The organism is Noviherbaspirillum agri, assembly GCF_054780595.1.
In genome coordinates this window covers 329293-345321 of sequence record NZ_BAAGWA010000001.1, presented here as the reverse complement: position 1 = coordinate 345321, position 16029 = coordinate 329293, and the positions used below count along the sequence as shown (strand labels likewise).

The window sequence follows — 16029 nt, the reverse complement described above, 5'->3', positions numbered from 1 at the left end:
TTTCTTTCCCGGCTCATTGGAGGAATTACACATAGAGATTGAAAGAAGTGGAAAAGGTGCCGAAAGAATGAGTGTTCATCGGATCAAGGCTACGCCGAACAAGGCGCGGCGACGCGGCGTAGCGGGCTCGGCGCGCCCGGCATCGGCGAGCAGGTCAGGGCGAAACCGCTCTAATGCACCAGCTTCAGCTCCGACGCCAGCGACGGCAGGTCCGGGAAGAGATTCGATTTCTTCATGCCGAGCACGCTCAGCTCCTCGAAGAAATCGCAAATGCTGTCGTTGGGAATGACGAGTTTGTGCAGCCAGGTGTCGGCGCCGGGCAGCCGGTCGATCGGCGTGCGATTGGAGTGCACGGTAAAGGCGGCCTGCTGGAGCTGGATGCGCGCGTCGTGCTCGATCGCCATCGCCACGCCGACCGTGCCGGGCTCGTCGCGGTTCTTGAAGGCGGGGACGATCAGCGCTTCATAGGACGCGGCATCCAGCGGAAAAATCAGCGGCTCGAAGCCCTGCGCCTGGTTCAGCTTGCCGGCCGCCAGCGCCCAGATGCAGGCATCGCGGCCCGTGTCTGCATCATGCGGTGTGTATTCCGGATGGACGGCAAAGTAGGCAGCGACCAGCGGCGAATGGGTCCAGTCGAGCAGCCTGGTCGGCAGGCCGTAATGCTGCATCAGCGCCAGCCAGCTCGGGTAATCGTTGTCTGCCGGGCAGCTGAGGTGACGGCTGCGCGCCCGCACGCGAAATTCGTTGGTGAGATAGCGCTCCTGTTGCGGCGTATAGCCGCGATGCACGCTGGGCGCAAGGCTCCAGCGTGCATCCGGCTGGCCGCGGTACAGCCAGCGCTCGTTTGCATCCAGCGCCCTGATCTCGCGCGACAGATCGCCGACATTGCGAATGACGGCTTGCGGGATGCTCATTACCTTCTTCGTGCTTCCTTCGTACCTTCTTCGTGCCTTCTTGGTGCCGCGGTCACTTTGCGGCGCCGCCACTGCCGGGCGCGCCCTTCCCCGCCTGCGCGCCGGCGGCTTTTTTGTCCACCACGCCCGGGATATCCTGCGTTGGCCGGCCGAACCTGCCCTTCAGGTCATCGACCCCGGATTGCGGCCTGGCGAGCTTCTGCAAGTCGGCGCGCTGCTTGCGCTTTTCTGCCGAGTTCATGTCCATCTGCTTGTCGCGCTTTTCCACCAGGCCGGGCTTTGCCTCGCCGTCGCGGCTGAACGACCACGCGAGCATGGCCGGCCCGAGCGGCAGCTTGTCGCCCGCCATGCCGTCCTGGCCGGTATTCCACACGTGCCATGTCTTTCCATAGCTGTTCATCTTTGATTTCATCAGCGACTTTTCCGCCGCTTCGGGAATGCCGGGCGCGACCAGTTGCCCGGACAGGATTTCGCCGTTGTGCGGGTGCCAGTACTTCCTTTCCTCTTCCGGCAGGCTCTCGAAGAGCTTCTCGGAGATGATGAACTCGATGCCGTTCAGGTTCGCATTCTTTTTGTTACTGTCGAACAAGGCACATTGTGCGAAATCCTCGTTCACCTGATGGCAGTAATGGTGCGCCGTCACCTGCATGTCGGGCTGATCCTTCATCGGATGAAAACCCGACAGGTACACGTCGAAGGGCTCCAGCGGCGCGTTGCCTTGCAACACTTTCGCGCCGGCCTCTAGTGCCTGCGTCTTGCCCGACTTCTCCTGTCCGGCGGGTGCTGTCTTGGGCGGTGTCTGCTGGGCCGGTACGGCGGGGACGAACAGGATCGCGGCCACCATACCCGCCCACGCGATGGCAAAGGCTGATTGTTTGCGGGGGAGCGTCATTTCGTACCTTTTCCTTTCCGGTGATCCGGGACAGGAACATTACGAGCCTGCCCCCTGTCGCAACAAATTTGGAGGTTGACATGAACAGCAACATGAAGCGCGGTACTGACACAAAGCAAGGCAAGGACGACGGCGTGCTGGAGAAGATTGCCAACACCATCGATCCTTCCGGCCAGGACGTCAGCGATGAGGAACTGAGCGATCCGGGCGCAAACATCAGGGATGAAACGCCCAAGCGCGAGCGCATCGAACGGAAGCCGCCCGATACACATTAAAGCTGCGACTAAAGCTGCGCAGCGAGTCTGCTCATCGAATCCCGGCCTGCAGCGCAGGCTTGCAGCACCTCGGCGTTGCAAGCCTGCATGCTTACATGACGAAAAAGATAAAACCCAGGCCGGTCAGCATCGCAATGACCAGTGCCGTGACAAGTACGGGAATCTTCACAGTGGCACCTCTACTGTAAAAGTGGCAATGCCTTTTTGAGGCAGGACGCGCGGATTTGTTCAACAGCAGAGAACACGAAACAGGCGCTGTCCCCTGTCGTGATTTGTCGTGACCTGTCGTAACTTGTCGTGACGATCGCCATGACGATCAATGCAGCTTCACGCGCGGCTCGCCGCGACGCATCAGGAGGCGTGCGAGCGCGAGCAGCATGGTGCGCGCCGTGCCGAGGAATGCCTGGTGGTGCAGCAGGTGCAGGCTCATGTACATCAGGCGCCCGACGATGCCATGCACAAAGAACTTCCTTCCCGACAGGACACCCATCAGGCTGCCGACACCCTGGCTGGTGCCGATCGATACCAGCGAGCCGCGGTCATGGAACTGGAAACGCCGCGGCGTCACCGGCCTGCCCTGTATGCGCTCGGCAAGCATCGGGACGAGGAATGATGCCTGCTGGTGCGCCACCTGCGCGCGTGCCGGCAGGGTCTTGCCCTCGTCGCCCCAGGGCGCGGCCGCACAGTCGCCGAATGCATACACGGCCGGGTCGTTCGTGCGCAGCGATGCATCCACCACCAGCTGGTTGACGCGGTTGGTCTCCAGCCCGAGCTGCGCCAATAATGCGGGCGCTTCGATGCCCGCGGCCCACACGCACAGGTCCGCCGGATAGCGATTGCCCTTGTCGTCGTACAGTGCCTCCCCGGTCACTTTCGCAACGCGCACCGACGTCCTGACCGCCACACCGCGCGCGGCAAGCAGGCCGTGCGCTGCAGCGGACAGCTTCTCCGGCAGCGGCGGCAGGATGCGCGGACCGCCTTCCAGGATCGTGATGCGGATGTCCTTCTTCGGGTCAAGATGCGTCAGGCCGTAATAAGCAAGGTCGACAAAAGCTTCCGTCAGTTCTGCGGCGAGCTCCACGCCGGTGGCGCCGCCGCCGACGATCGCCAGGTTCAGCACTCGCTCCGGACTGCCGGCTTTCTGCCGGTCCGCTTCCGACAGCTCGCGCAGCAGCTTCAGGCGAAAGCGCTCGGCCTGTTCGGTGGAATCGAGCGCAACGGCATGCTCGGCGGCACCGGGCGTGCCGAAGAAGTTCGCCTTGCTGCCGATCGCAAGCACCAGCGTGTCGTAACGCACGGTGCGCTTGGGCAGAATTTCCTCGCCGCCTTCGACGAGTGGCCCGAGCCGGATCAGTTTTTGCCCCCGGTCGATGTCATCGACCTCGCCGGGGATAAAGGTAAACCCGCTGTCCTTCGCCAGCATCGCGTAGGACAGGCCCTCGCGGTGCACGTCCAGCGTGCCGGCAGCGACCTCATGCAGCGAGGGCTTCCAGATGTGATACGTCTGCCTGTCCACCAGCGTGACATGCGCGGGTCCGAAGCGACGGCCGAGCTTGGCGGCGAGCTCCAGTCCGCCTGCGCCACCGCCGACAATGACCACCTTGTGAGAGGCGGGATCCATGTTCCGCTCCTTTCTGCTTGTTGTTATCGGGAATCTGATCAGGCACGCCAGTAAGCACTGCGGCATCGGCAGCAATGTGGCGTCGTTCTGTGAGTTGAGAATGCCTGGCACGCCGGAAATTGCATGCCCTATCAGGCTGGATACGCGGGGATGGGATTAGTTCCTGTCGCGGCGCGCGCCGATGTCGAGACGGCGGCTGCGCAATGAAGCTGGCTGTTCTCGTGGGGAGCAGCGATGTGATTACCCATCGGTACGACAACCGCGCCCGGGAGGATCTCCGGGGCGCGGCATGGTGATGCTTACGATGGTGTGGTTGCCGGCTCCGTCGGTGCCGGAATGTCGGACTCCGCAGGCGTCGTCGTGTCGGTTACCGGCGGTGTTGTGGGCGTCGTTGTACCGGTTGGCGTCGTCGTGTCGGTCGGCGTCGTCGTATCGGTCGGCGTCGTCGTGTCGGTCGCTGGCGGTGTCACCGGGGTTGTTGTACCGGTCGGTGGCGTGGTTCCTGTTCCTGTACCAAGGCTGTCCCGCAACTGCGTCGCCGATTGCAGGTGCGCCTCCAAGGTGGGTCGTGTCGCCGTTGCGAAGGCCCGGATCTCCGGATCCTGCTCGGACGTAGAGGCCGTCCGGAAGCGATCCACCGCTCTGGTATGCACCTCGACGTTGTGCTGCATGTAGGCGGCGTCGAACTCGGCGCCGGTCAGCTGTGCACCGGCCACATAGGCAAGCAGGTGTTCGGCAGCCACTTCGCGCGGGAGCACGATGTTCTCCGACTGCGCCAGCTGCGTGACCGTGGCATTGACAGCGGTGTGGTCGGTGATCATCTGCTGCGCGTACTGTTGCACGCTGGTGTTTGTCGATTGCTGCAGCGCCAGTTTCGACAGCATGATCTCGCCCGTGCCATCCTGGAAGGCAGCAAACAGCAGGCTCGGCTGCAATGCAGTGTAGATGTCGCCGGCATCCTCACGGTGCTCGACCAGTTCGGGAAGGACTCTTATCGCGAATAGTTGGATGTCGCTGTCGGAGGAATCGGTCGCCTGTTCCCTTGCCTGCTGCACGGCTGCTTCATGCACCAGCACATTGTGGTTCATGTAGGCCTTGTCGAAGTCTGCGCCCGACATGCGCGTGATGTCGTCCAGAACAGTCTGGTGTTCCGGCGGGAGCTGGCTCGGCAACGTGATGCTCTCGTCGGCGGCGAGACTGACAAGATCCTCATTGCTGTCCTCATGGTCATCGATCATGCGCTGTGCGAACGCCCGCACCTCGGGATTCGTCGACTTCTGCAAGGCCAGCGTCGACGTCTGGACCTCGGCCAGTCCGTCCAGATAGGCATTGACGACGTAGGCATCCGAATCAATCATGCCCTGGATCATCTTTGCCACGAGCAGATGTGTCTGCAGTGTGGGCAAGGCATTGGCGGCGAACGCGCTGATCTCGGGATCGACGGTTGCACCGGTACCGGCTGCCGGCGTCGTGCCTGGTGCTGCCGGTGTCGATCCGGGTGCCGTGCCCGGCGTCGTGCCGGTGGTACCGCCCGTGCCGGTACCGGTTCCTGTACCCGTGCCGGTCCCCGTTCCTGTTCCGGTGTCCGTTCCAGTACCAGTGCCAGTGCCCGTTCCGGTATCCGTTCCAGTTCCAGTTCCAGTTCCAGTTCCAGTTCCAGTGCCCGTACCTGTACCAGTGTCCGTACCTGTACCAGTGTCCGTTCCTGTACCAGTGCCAGTGCCGGTACCAGTACCCGTTCCCGTGCCTGTCCCGCTGGCTGTTGCCGGGAACGCCTGTCCTCGGAACAAAGTGAGCATGGCCCGGTGTGCCGTGACGTTATGCCCCATGTAAGCGCGGTCGAATTCTTCGCCGCTCAGGTTCGTCATGGTCGCCACGGCGGTGTTGTACTCCTCGGAAAGCCCCGAGGGCAACGTGACATTCTCCTGCGCGGCCAGCTGCGTGATCTCTGCATTGGCCTGTGTGTGGTGGTCAATGATTCTTTGTGCAAACTCTTTCACGTCATCGTCGTTGGCCCGTTGCAGTGCGAGCTGCGACAGTGCAATCTCGCCTGCGCCCCGCTGGTACGCACTCGCAAGGAAGGTCTGGCTGTCGACACCGGCGCCCGGGGCGTTCGGTTCAGCGCCAGGCGTCGTTGGTGTAGCACCAGGCGTTGTTGGCGTCGTCGGTGTAGCACCAGGCGTTGTTGGCGTCGTCGGGGTTGCACCAGGCGACTCCGCGCCGGGCGTGCCGGTATCGACTGCAACATTGTCGTCGTCTCCGTCGCCACCACCGCAGGCTGTCAGCAAGGCAATACAGGAAGCTACAAGGATTCTTTTCTTCATCGCATCACTCCAGTACAAAGCAGGTTGTTCATTGCCCGTGCACGCTTGAATTCCGGACGGGGAAGCCTGGATAGGGACGGCGCCCATGGAATGGCGCGTGCGCAGGCTGCAGGAAACGTCAGTAAAGAGGACGAACTGAACTGTCGGACGAAGTAGGAGCCACCTATGCACTGCCTCGTTCCATAAACGCCGTCTATTCGTTTTGATGCCCCTCAAAACCGGTGCGGGCTTTTTCGGGAACTTGCTTTTGCTTCGCGCTAAATCAAACGGGAAATGGCGGCCCGGGATCGGGCGGCTGCCGCTTGCAGGCAGGGCCTCCGTGACGGTAGAAAGACGATGGGAACCTCAACACAGCAAATGGAGACTTAGAGGTATTTCACTAGGTAAAAAGGAGAATGCGATGCCCAAATCCACCCTTGCCGGTCACCCGCTGCACCCGATACTCGTCGTCGCCCCTGCTGCGCTGATTCCTTTCGGCTTCATTCTTGACGCCATGCATCGTTCCACCGGCAAGGAGTCGTATGCGAATGCCGCCTACTACAGCATGGTGGGTGGACTGATTGGCGGCGTTGCTGCCGCAGCAGCGGGTGCGGCGGATTACCTGTCGATCGAGGCGGATACCGAGGTCAAGCGCACCGCCAACCTGCACGCCGCGCTCAACAGCGGCGTGCTGGCATTGACCACGGCCAACGTGCTGGCAAGGCGTCGCACGCCGGAGCACCATGGCGGTTCGATCGTCGCCTCGGCGCTTGCCGCGATCGGCGTGCTGGTATCCGGCTGGTTCGGCGGACGCATGGTGTATGAACAGGGCATGCGCGTGCGCGGCGTCAGCCCGGTCGAAGCTGCGCCGGAGCACAAGCTGCCCGGCGATGCGCGCCTCGAAAAGGCGATGCTGGAAGCCGAGAAGTTCATGCCGTCGCGCGGGCCGACGCTGCACTGATCATCCGTCGGCAAGCAGCCTGCTCCGAAACTGCAGCACGCGGATCAGGCCGATGCTGCAGGTTCGGTCGGCGCAATAGTTTTTCAACAGCCTGCCAAGACGTCGCGGCAAGCCTGCGCCAAGGCCTTACCAGGCTGCGTGCGCGTTGTTATGGCTGCGATAGACACCGGACACGTCCGTGCTGACCGGCCTGCGCCGCACGCGGCTCATCACGAACCGGCTCGCCGGTATGGCCGGCATCCGCGCCAGGTCGACTTGCAAGTCCTGCTGCGGCACGTCGTATTCCATTGCCGACACGAGCAGCCGCACCGCGGTTTTCATCACCTCGATCGTGAGCCATTCCCCGGCACAGCGATGGCCGAGCTCGAAATCGCCGCCGCCCTGCGGAATGAAGTTGAACGGGCTGCGTTTCCATCCGCGGAAACGCTCGGGCCGGAACACTTCCGGATCGCCCCAGATACGCGGGTCGTGGTTGGTACCGTACAGGTCGAGCAGCACCCACGTGCCGCGTGCGAAGTGCATGCCGCGCCAGTCGAATTCTTCCAGCACGCGCCCGCCGAGCATCGGGAAGAAGGGATAGAAGCGCCGCACCTCGTGCACAAACCATCCGAGGTAATCCTCTTCGCGGTCCTCCAGCTTTTCCCTGCATTCCGGATACTGGTGCAGCGCGAGCGCCGCAAACGTCACGTAGCGCGCGACCGCAACGGTCGGCCGTAACAGGTTCGTCAGTTCCACCCCGGCCACCCTCGTATCGAGCAAATGCCCGTTCTCATCCCGGTGCCAGGCGATCACGTGGATCGGGCTGTTCTCCGGCACGCTCATGTGCCCTGCGCGCACACCATCTATGATGCTGCGCACCCAGACCTCGGTATGCCGGCGCAGCAGCAGGCCGCGCCAGTTGCGCAGTCCGACGGAACCGGCGCCGTCGATCATCGCGGCAAACTCGTCGGCGCGCTGGCGCACGGCCGCCTCCGTCAGCGTCACGCCGGCCCATTGGCACACTGCGCTGCACAGCAGGCGTTCCATTTCCTCGTGCAGCGTCATTTCTCCCATATCCGTCCACTTGTTGATGCGTGCCAGCCACCGATCTTTCAGGATCGTCGTCATCTGCTGCAGGCGCTCCGGCGTCATCAGGGACATGAACATCCGCTTGCGCCAGTGATGTGCCGCGCCATCGAGCAGTTGCACGCTGCCAAAATCCTGCAGCAGCACCAGCGCGTTGGGTGGCAATGCCTTCACGCGGGTAAAGCGGCCCGGATGGAAAAACATTTCCGATGCCTCCTCGCCCATGGCGCAGATCGCCTTGCGCAACATCAGGCGGGTCTCGAAGACGTCGGTTTGCAGCTGCGCACAGCGCCTGGAAATGAAGGTGTAGCCGTCGTGCAGCAGCGCAAACGTGCTGTCGGCCGTCTTTTCATGTGGAATCGGGTTCATGGCAGAAGCGAGCATAAGCGGGCATAAGCGGACATAAGCGGTTGGTATCGCAGGCATCCTCGGCGCTTCAGAATGGGCTGCACAACAGGGCCGTACAACAGGGCCGTACAACAGGGCTGTACAACGGGGCTGCACAACGAACGGGGCGAACATGGCGCCGCATCATCATGCGATAGCACAATGCACCTAAAGTTCAGCATCCCTGGCTGACACTTGGTCACACGAGCCGTGGCGCTTTTCTTCCCATGCCATTGATTCTTGATGCGGGCTTGCCCTGCAAGCCGAGCCAGAAGTCTTCCGGCATGCTGGTGCGTTTCTGGTAAGCATCGATGGCGTTGTTTGCCGACTCGCAGCCCTGCTGCATCAGGCGCTCGATGTAGTGCGGCGAATAGTCGAAGTCACGCGAGATGTGCTCATACGCAAACGGCGTGCGGCCGATTTGCATGAACGCCATTTGCGCCGGGCGCCGGGCAAGCGTGCGGCGGTATTCCTCATCCACTGCCACGGAGAGCGGCGACCGTGCCTCGCCGTCGGACAGCGTCTTCAAGCGCTGCATGGCCCGCAGGTGCGCGTCGTCCGTTTCCGACGCACGCAAGTCATTCTTCAGCTTGCCGCCAAGAATAATGTTCAGGAAGCGGTACTGCGACTGCAGCGTGCTGGTCGGCAGGCGCTGCGCTTCCATGCGAAACATGTCCACCATGATGAACAGGAAGTCGTCGTCCTCCTCCAGCGGCAAGGTATTGCGGACCAGCGCCATGACGTCGGGCAGCAGACCATTGCTGCGCATCTCCCCATCCCAGTAGTAGCGGCCGTCAATCTCGACTGGAGAGAACAGGATGGGAATGGCAATGCTGGCGGAAAACATCTCCGGCGTGACCGCACCGCGCGCGCTGTCGAACAGCACCGCATCACCGCTTTGCACGTCTGTTGCGCACACTGCAAGCAGCGGCTGATATTCGCGGTATGTACCCACTGTGCGTGCCATGGTGTCGGTTGCGTTCCGCGTCAGGTACATCGGCATGTGGAAACGAAACATCTCGCCGACCGGATTCCAGTTCTGATAGGCAGGAGTAAACAGCGCGCGGTTGCCAAGCAGGAGACTGGTCAGCAAACCGTTCCATGCCCGCGCGTATTCGCCCGGCAGTGGCAGAAAAGCTGCAGGCGGCGTCGCAAGCGTGCACCGCCAGAATGCCTCGAGCGCACCCGCGCCGCCATCCTCGTCCTTGCAATGACGCACGATCACACCGGCGTTGATGGCGCCGATCGATGCCCCGACCACCGCCGCCAGCTCGAATCCGTTATCCCGGATAAACGGTGCCAGCACCTTCCACGCGCCGCACTGGAACGCACCCAGCGCACCGCCGCCCTGCAATATCACCACGACCTTTTTTGCCATTGCATATCCTCTGAATCCCGTGCGGAAATAGCCGCTGACTTCATTGGCCGCTGACTCCATTGCACCTGCCAAGTTGCAGCATGGAGCCGAACAATGCAGGCAACAGGAACCGGAAAGGAAGCAAGAATCGCTGCATCTTTTTGCGGCGCGCGTTTGAGCAGCGTCAAACCGGCGCCTGCAATGCTGTCCGAAAAAATCTGCCGAAGCTGAATCGGGTCCGCTTGTGCGGATTCGCCGCCACTTTCGCCACATTCCGGGAGCGTCAGATGGATACCGTTACGACCGCAGGGCATCCCCATGGTCATGGTCATGCGCACGACCATGGACATGCGCACCCGCATGGCTGGCAACGTTGGCTCTACGCAACCAACCACAAGGACATCGGCACCTTGTATCTGTGGTTCTCGTTCGTGATGTTCATGTCCGGCGGCGTGCTGGCGCTGCTGATCCGTGCCGAGCTGTTCCAGCCCGGGCTGCAACTGTTCCAGCCGGAGCTGTACAACCAGTTCGTCTCCATGCACGGCTTGATCATGGTGTTCGGCGCGATCATGCCGGCCTTCGTCGGCTTCGCCAACTGGATGATCCCGTTGCAGGTCGGCGCCTCCGACATGGCGTTCGCGCGCATGAACAACTTCTCGTTCTGGCTGCTGCCGCCGGCTGCGATCCTGCTGATCGGTTCCTTCTTCGTCGGCGGTGGCGCGGCAGCCGCAGGCTGGACGCTGTACCCGCCGCTGTCCACGCAGATGGGCATGGGGATGGACTTTGCGATCTTTGCGATCCACATCATGGGCGCGTCTTCCATCATGGGCGCGATCAACATCATCACGACCATCCTCAATATGCGCGCACCCGGCATGACGCTGATGAAGATGCCGATGTTCTGCTGGACCTGGCTGATTACCGCCTACCTGCTGATCGCAGTGATGCCGGTGCTCGCCAGCGCGGTGACGATGCTGCTCGCGGACCGGCATTTCGGCACATCCTTCTTCAATGCGGCCGGCGGCGGCGACCCGGTGATGTTCCAGCACATCTTCTGGTTCTTTGGCCATCCCGAGGTGTACATCATGATCCTGCCGGCCTTCGGCATCATTTCCCAGATCATCCCCGCCTTCTCGCGCAAGCCGCTGTTCGGTTATGCGTCGATGGTGTACGCGACCGCATCGATTGCGATCCTGTCCTTCATCGTCTGGGCCCACCACATGTTCACCACCGGCATGCCGGTCACCGCGCAGCTGTTCTTCATGTACGCAACGATGCTGATCTCGGTTCCCACCGGCGTGAAGGTGTTCAACTGGGTCGCGACGATGTGGAAAGGCGCGCTGAGTTTCGAAACGCCGATGCTGTTTGCGGTGGGTTTCATCCTCGTCTTCACCATCGGCGGTTTTTCCGGCCTGATCCTGGCCGTAGCCCCCATTGATATCCAGGTGCAGGACACCTATTACGTGATCGCGCATTTCCATTACGTGCTGGTGGCCGGCTCGCTGTTTGCACTGTTTGCCGGCTTCTATTACTGGGCACCGAAGTGGACCGGCTTCATGTACAACGAGCGGAACGGACAGATCCATTTCTGGGTGACGCTGATTTCCTTCAATGTCGCGTTCTTCCCGATGCACTTCCTCGGGCTGGCCGGCATGCCGCGGCGCTATGCGGACTATCCGGCGCAGTTCACCGACTTCAACATGATTGCGTCGGTATCGGCATTCGTGTTCGGGCTGGCGCAGGTCTACTTCCTGTTCGCCGTGCTGCTGCCCGTCATCAGGGGCGGCAAGCCCGCGCCGGCAAAACCCTGGGAAGGCGCGGAAGGCCTGGAATGGACCGTGCCGAGCCCCGCTCCCTTCCATACCTTCGAGACGCCGCCCATCCTCAAGTGAGCGACCGTACAGTGCGAGGCATGACATGTGCAGGCATGAATGGAACCTGAAGCGGAACTGCTCTCTTTCTCCATGCCAGCTGGCGATGGCCTATGCGGTTTTGTTCATCTTGTCGTTCGCGGTTGCCGCCGCGTTCATGGCGCTGGGTGCATGGCATGTGTTCGCCTTCACCATCCTGGAAATGGTCGCCGTCGCCCTCGCCTTCCTGCACTATGCGCGGCATGCGACCGATCACGAGCGCATCGCCTTGATGGACGATTGCCTGCTGGTGGAACAGGTCCTGGCCGGAGAAACCCGGCAGGTCCGGCTTGATCCGTATTGGACGCGCATTGCCTTGCCCAGGCATGCGCGGGAATTGATCGCCCTTGAGGCGCGCGGCGTCAAGGTCGAGGTCGGCGGCTTTGTCACGGAGGCGCGCCGCAGACAGTTTGCACAAGAACTGCGGCAAGAGCTGCACAGCAGCCGCGCACCGCCCGCCGCCGGTTAGCGTTGCGTCCATGCGGCGTCCATACACCGCCCGCAGAATTTAATGGGGTCGAAACCTCGCCTCCCCCACTGGACGACGCTCCCCCGTTCGTTCAACACACCATCCTGGAAACGCAGTCTGTGCCTTGAGTCGGCATGTTTTCCGGCGCGTTTTCGGGTGTCCGTTTCAGCGTTCATTTCGGCAGCACTAGCCGGATTAACTTGAGGATACAATCGCCGTACTGAAGAAAAAGTTCAGGTTTCTCTAGATTGGCGGTCGAAATATGCCGGGTCCCACTGTCATCCGTTGCCATGCTGCTGCATGCCACAGGCCGTTCCAGCTGAACCGCTTCCGGGAAGGCCTGGCGGCAGTGACCCGTGGCGTCATTACCTGCCCCCACTGCGGCGCCACGACATCCGGCGACCCCCACATCATCTACATCGCCCATTCCCTTCTTCCCGAGGAAGAAGAGAAGTTTGAAAGCGCGCTGCCGCGCTAGGCTGTGTATGACAAGCGTAGCGAGCGGTTCGGAGTGGTGTCGAGGAGCGCACGCGTACGACTGGTACGCCGAGCACCGCAGACATCAATCCGGGTCGCGCAGTAGCTTGTCAAACACGGCCTAGTGTCAGTACTTTTGAGGCTCACACTTGAGCCATTCCCTGTCTTCACTTCACAAGACGCTCTGCACAGATAGCCATTCCCCATCGCGTTGGCGGGATGCTCTTTCGCCCGACGTTCTCCGTCCGAGCCCGCTCCCCCAACGCCACACTGTTCGATACGGCTGATCCCTGGCCGCTTCTGCCGGGTTCGAGTTTCCTGACATCCGCTCACTTCCAGGGTGGAGGATGTGCACGAACACGTTTCAAACAATTATTTACAATAAATCTTATAATTCGTTTCCGTATCACACTTATCTGTCTTTTCAAATAACACAGATCAAGTAAATAGAAGTTCATCCAGGCGAGGACGTCCGTCCTTCCCGCCCACCTTTTCATTCTGTCTATGGATACTGTCAACATACTGCTGTCCTCTTTTGTCCTGTCCATCATCGGATTGTTCTTTTTCATCTGGTCGTTGAGGAAAAAACTATTCGATGAAAGTCCTTCGGCGGCCAATGTGATCTTTTCTCCCGGCGAGATCGGGCACGTGGAAGACCCTGCTGCGGAGCCTGCCCAGCGCGCGGGCCTGCAGCAGGCCGCCACACCGCCCGGCAAAGCGCCCCCCGGGGAGATCAGCGACAGCGTCCTCCTGCGTGAATTAAAGGAGCGCGTCGCCGCCGACAAATCGACCGCATTTGTCGCGTTCGTATTCCTGTCCTGCGCCGTCGTCTGGCTGCTGGTTGCTTCCGCGGCAGGACTGGTCAGCTCCATCAAGCTGCACGAACCCGACTGGCTGGTGAACCAGGCCTGGCTGACATTCGGCCGCATACGCACGATCCATTTGAATGCGGTGGCCTATGGCTGGGCACCGATGGCCGCGCTCGGCGTCGCCACCTGGATGCTTCCGCGCCTGCTGAAGACGCCGCTGATCGGCGCGCGTTTCGCGGTGCTCGGGGCGATGATCTGGAATGCGGGACTGATTGCCGGGCTTGGCTGCATTGCGGTAGGCCTGAACGACGGCATGGAGTGGCTCGAAATACCGTGGCAGGTGGATATCCTGCTGGTGATCGGAGGATTGCTCGTGGCGCTTCCGTTGGTGTTCACGCTGCAGAACCGGCGTGTCGAGCACCTTTATGTATCGATCTGGTACATGGGCGCAGCACTGTTCTGGTTCCCGACGCTGTTCTTGATCGGCAATGTCCCGGGGCTGCATATCGGCGTCGAGCAAGCCACGATGAACTGGTGGTTCGGCCATAACGTACTCGGCCTGTTCTACACGCCGATGGCGCTTGCGGCGGTGTATTACTTCCTGCCCAAGGTCATCGGCCGTCCGGTCCAGTCCTACAACCTGTCGCTGCTCGGCTTCTGGACGCTCGCGTTCTTCTACGGACAGGTCGGCGGACATCACCTGATCGGTGGTCCGGTGCCCGGCTGGCTAATCACGTTATCGATCGTGCAAAGCGTGATGATGGTCATCCCGGTCATTTCGTTTTCGGTCAACCAGCACCTGACCATGCGCGGGCACTTCAAGACCCTGCTGTACTCGCCGACGCTGCGCTTTGTCGTCCTTGGCGGGATGATGTACACCGTCAGCTCGATCCAGGGTTCGCTGGAAGCCCTGCGCACCGTCAATACGGTGACGCATTTCACGCATTACACGGTCGCCCATGCGCACCTCGGGCTGTACGGCTTCTTCAGCATGGTGATGTTTGGTGCGATCTATTTCCTGATGCCGCGCGTGATGTCCTGGGAATGGCCTTATCCGAAACTGATCGCCGCCCACTTCTGGCTGGTCGTTGCCGGTTTCTCGATCTATGTCGTCGGCCTGACGATCGGCGGCTGGCTGCAAGGCACCGCCATGCTTGATGCGGCGCGGCCGTTCATGGATTCAGTGGCCGTCACGCTGCCGTACCTGCAGAGCCGCTCGGTGGGCGGAGCGCTCATGACCCTCGGCCATGTCGTGTTTGCCGTTCACTTTATCGCGATGGCGCTGCGCCATGGCCCGCGCCGTGTCGGCGCCGCGCTGCTGCACACGCCTGCCCCCACTCCTTCGCTGCCACAGGAATACGCATGGAAAACGAACTGAAACTGTTATCGGGCGCAATGGTGACATTGGCTCTCGCCACGTCGGTACTGGTCGTGGTGCCGTACCTGCAACTGTCCGACGTGAAGCCGGCGGCAGGCCTGAAGGCTTACACATCGGCGCAATTGCGCGGGCGCGAGGAATACATCCGCAACGGCTGCCTCTACTGCCATTCGCAGCAGCCGCGCGACAAGGCCCAGGCGCCCGACTTCCAGCGTGGTTGGGGACGCGCCTCGGTGGCGGCGGATTACGTCTATGACAGTCCGCATCTGCTCGGCACGATGCGCACCGGCCCGGACCTCTTCAATATCGGTGCGCGGCAGCCGAGCGCCGACTGGCATCTCGGCCATCTCTACCAGCCACGGGCTTATGTACAAGGCAGCATCATGCCTTCCTATCCCTATCTTTTCGACATCAAGGACAAAGCCGATAGCGGCGACAAGGTTCTTGCATTGCCGCCGGGCGTCGCGCCGGCAGGAAAGGTCGTGGTGGCAAAGCCGGAAGCGCTTGACATGGTGGCGTACCTGCTCGGGCTCGACCATACCTATCCCGCGCTGACGGCTTCTGCCGTGGCCAAGTAAGAAACGTACTGCAAGGAAAACACATGATCGAGCATAGTCAACAACTCGACGCGCAGAAACGCGAGAACCCGGACCCGCATGAAAGCAGCACGCCGATTCCCCGCAGGGTCATCGCCCTCGTCAGCCTTGCGCTGTTATGGGCCGTCGGCTACATCTTCACTGCGCAACCCGACGATGCACCCGCGCTCGGCGACAACCGCACGCACGCGGATTTGCTTGCCACTGCGGGAAGCGCTGCCGGCGCCGTGGACGGTGCGCAGATTTATGCCGCACAGTGCGCTGCGTGCCATCAGGCGAGCGGCGCCGGTTTGCCCGGCGTCTTCCCTCCCTTGGCGGCATCGGAATGGGTGTTGGGCAAGGAGGCTCTGCTGGCCGACATCCTGCTGCATGGCATATCCGGCAAGCTCACCGTCAACGGCACGAGCTACAACGGGGCCATGCCGGCATTCGGAGAAAAACTGGGCGATGCCGAAATCGCCGCGGTGCTGAGCCATATCCGCACGAGCTTCGGCAATGCCGCCGGCAAGATCGATGCATCGATCGTGAAGGCCGCACGCGAGGCCAGCAAGGACCGCAAGTCTCCATGGAACGGGGACGAAGACCTGAGCAGCCGGAAATGACCCCGCACTGGCA

At 61.7% G+C, this 16029-nt stretch carries 15 protein-coding genes; 8 read left to right on the top strand and 7 right to left on the bottom strand.

The window, feature by feature from the left end:
* Positions 1 to 170 precede the first annotated feature (170 nt).
* Positions 171 to 914: an FRG domain-containing protein gene (locus ACYVIA_RS01410; RefSeq protein WP_460837163.1), complete on the bottom strand. Its 744-nt coding sequence runs from the start codon at positions 912 to 914 to the stop codon at positions 171 to 173.
* Positions 915 to 966: 52 nt separating this feature from the next.
* Complete coding sequence (locus tag ACYVIA_RS01405; RefSeq protein WP_460837160.1) at positions 967 to 1806, bottom strand: OBAP family protein; 840 nt, start codon at positions 1804 to 1806, stop codon at positions 967 to 969.
* Between the two features lie 80 nt (positions 1807 to 1886).
* Here ACYVIA_RS01405 and ACYVIA_RS01400 point away from each other — a divergent pair, with 80 nt between their 5' ends.
* Entirely contained in the window at positions 1887 to 2081 is a 195-nt protein-coding gene (locus ACYVIA_RS01400) for a hypothetical protein (protein ID WP_460837158.1), read from the top strand.
* 316 nt (positions 2082 to 2397) lie between these two features.
* Here ACYVIA_RS01400 and ACYVIA_RS01395 read toward each other — a convergent pair whose 3' ends face one another.
* The gene (locus tag ACYVIA_RS01395; RefSeq protein WP_460837155.1) at positions 2398 to 3702 is read right to left on the bottom strand and encodes an NAD(P)/FAD-dependent oxidoreductase; all 1305 of its coding nucleotides are present in this window, start codon (positions 3700 to 3702) and stop codon (positions 2398 to 2400) included.
* A gap of 299 nt (positions 3703 to 4001) precedes the next feature.
* Positions 4002 to 6026: a DUF4142 domain-containing protein gene (locus ACYVIA_RS01390; RefSeq protein ID WP_460837154.1), complete on the bottom strand. Its 2025-nt coding sequence runs from the start codon at positions 6024 to 6026 to the stop codon at positions 4002 to 4004.
* A gap of 400 nt (positions 6027 to 6426) precedes the next feature.
* On the opposite strand from ACYVIA_RS01390, the gene ACYVIA_RS01385 reads away from it, so the two are divergent.
* Entirely contained in the window at positions 6427 to 6966 is a 540-nt protein-coding gene (locus ACYVIA_RS01385; RefSeq protein ID WP_460837153.1) for a DUF2231 domain-containing protein, read from the top strand.
* A 126-nt stretch (positions 6967 to 7092) separates the two neighbouring features.
* On the opposite strand, the gene ACYVIA_RS01380 is transcribed toward ACYVIA_RS01385, so the two are convergent.
* From ACYVIA_RS01380 to ACYVIA_RS01370, 3 genes are all read right to left on the bottom strand, one after another.
* Positions 7093 to 8400: a cytochrome P450 gene (locus tag ACYVIA_RS01380; RefSeq protein WP_460837151.1), complete on the bottom strand. Its 1308-nt coding sequence runs from the start codon at positions 8398 to 8400 to the stop codon at positions 7093 to 7095.
* 217 nt (positions 8401 to 8617) lie between these two features.
* Entirely contained in the window at positions 8618 to 9796 is a 1179-nt protein-coding gene (locus ACYVIA_RS01375) for a patatin-like phospholipase family protein (RefSeq protein WP_460837150.1), read from the bottom strand.
* Entirely contained in the window at positions 9775 to 10107 is a 333-nt protein-coding gene (locus ACYVIA_RS01370) for a hypothetical protein (RefSeq protein ID WP_460837148.1), read from the bottom strand. The genes ACYVIA_RS01375 and ACYVIA_RS01370 overlap by 22 nt, the downstream gene beginning before the upstream one ends.
* On the opposite strand from ACYVIA_RS01370, the gene ctaD reads away from it, so the two are divergent.
* From ctaD to ACYVIA_RS01340, 6 genes are all read left to right on the top strand, one after another.
* Positions 10063 to 11667 carry a cytochrome c oxidase subunit I gene (gene ctaD / locus ACYVIA_RS01365; RefSeq protein ID WP_460837147.1) on the top strand — a complete coding sequence of 535 codons (1605 nt, stop codon included), beginning with the start codon at positions 10063 to 10065 and terminating at the stop codon, positions 11665 to 11667. The two genes, ACYVIA_RS01370 and ctaD, sit on opposite strands and share 45 nt — an antisense overlap.
* Before the next feature lie 25 nt (positions 11668 to 11692).
* Positions 11693 to 12154 (top strand): DUF2244 domain-containing protein, encoded by a 462-nt coding sequence (locus tag ACYVIA_RS01360; protein WP_460837145.1) that lies wholly within the window; start codon positions 11693 to 11695, stop codon positions 12152 to 12154.
* Positions 12155 to 12416: 262 nt separating this feature from the next.
* A complete protein-coding gene (locus ACYVIA_RS01355) occupies positions 12417 to 12632 on the top strand; it encodes a hypothetical protein (protein ID WP_460837144.1) in 216 nt (71 codons plus the stop codon).
* Positions 12633 to 13135: 503 nt separating this feature from the next.
* Positions 13136 to 14818 carry a cbb3-type cytochrome c oxidase subunit I gene (locus ACYVIA_RS01350; RefSeq protein WP_460837143.1) on the top strand — a complete coding sequence of 561 codons (1683 nt, stop codon included), beginning with the start codon at positions 13136 to 13138 and terminating at the stop codon, positions 14816 to 14818.
* The gene (locus ACYVIA_RS01345) at positions 14803 to 15396 is read left to right on the top strand and encodes a cbb3-type cytochrome c oxidase subunit II (RefSeq protein WP_460837141.1); all 594 of its coding nucleotides are present in this window, start codon (positions 14803 to 14805) and stop codon (positions 15394 to 15396) included. The genes ACYVIA_RS01350 and ACYVIA_RS01345 overlap by 16 nt, the downstream gene beginning before the upstream one ends.
* 23 nt (positions 15397 to 15419) lie before the next feature.
* Complete coding sequence (locus ACYVIA_RS01340) at positions 15420 to 16016, top strand: c-type cytochrome (protein WP_460837140.1); 597 nt, start codon at positions 15420 to 15422, stop codon at positions 16014 to 16016.
* Positions 16017 to 16029: the final 13 nt, after the last annotated feature.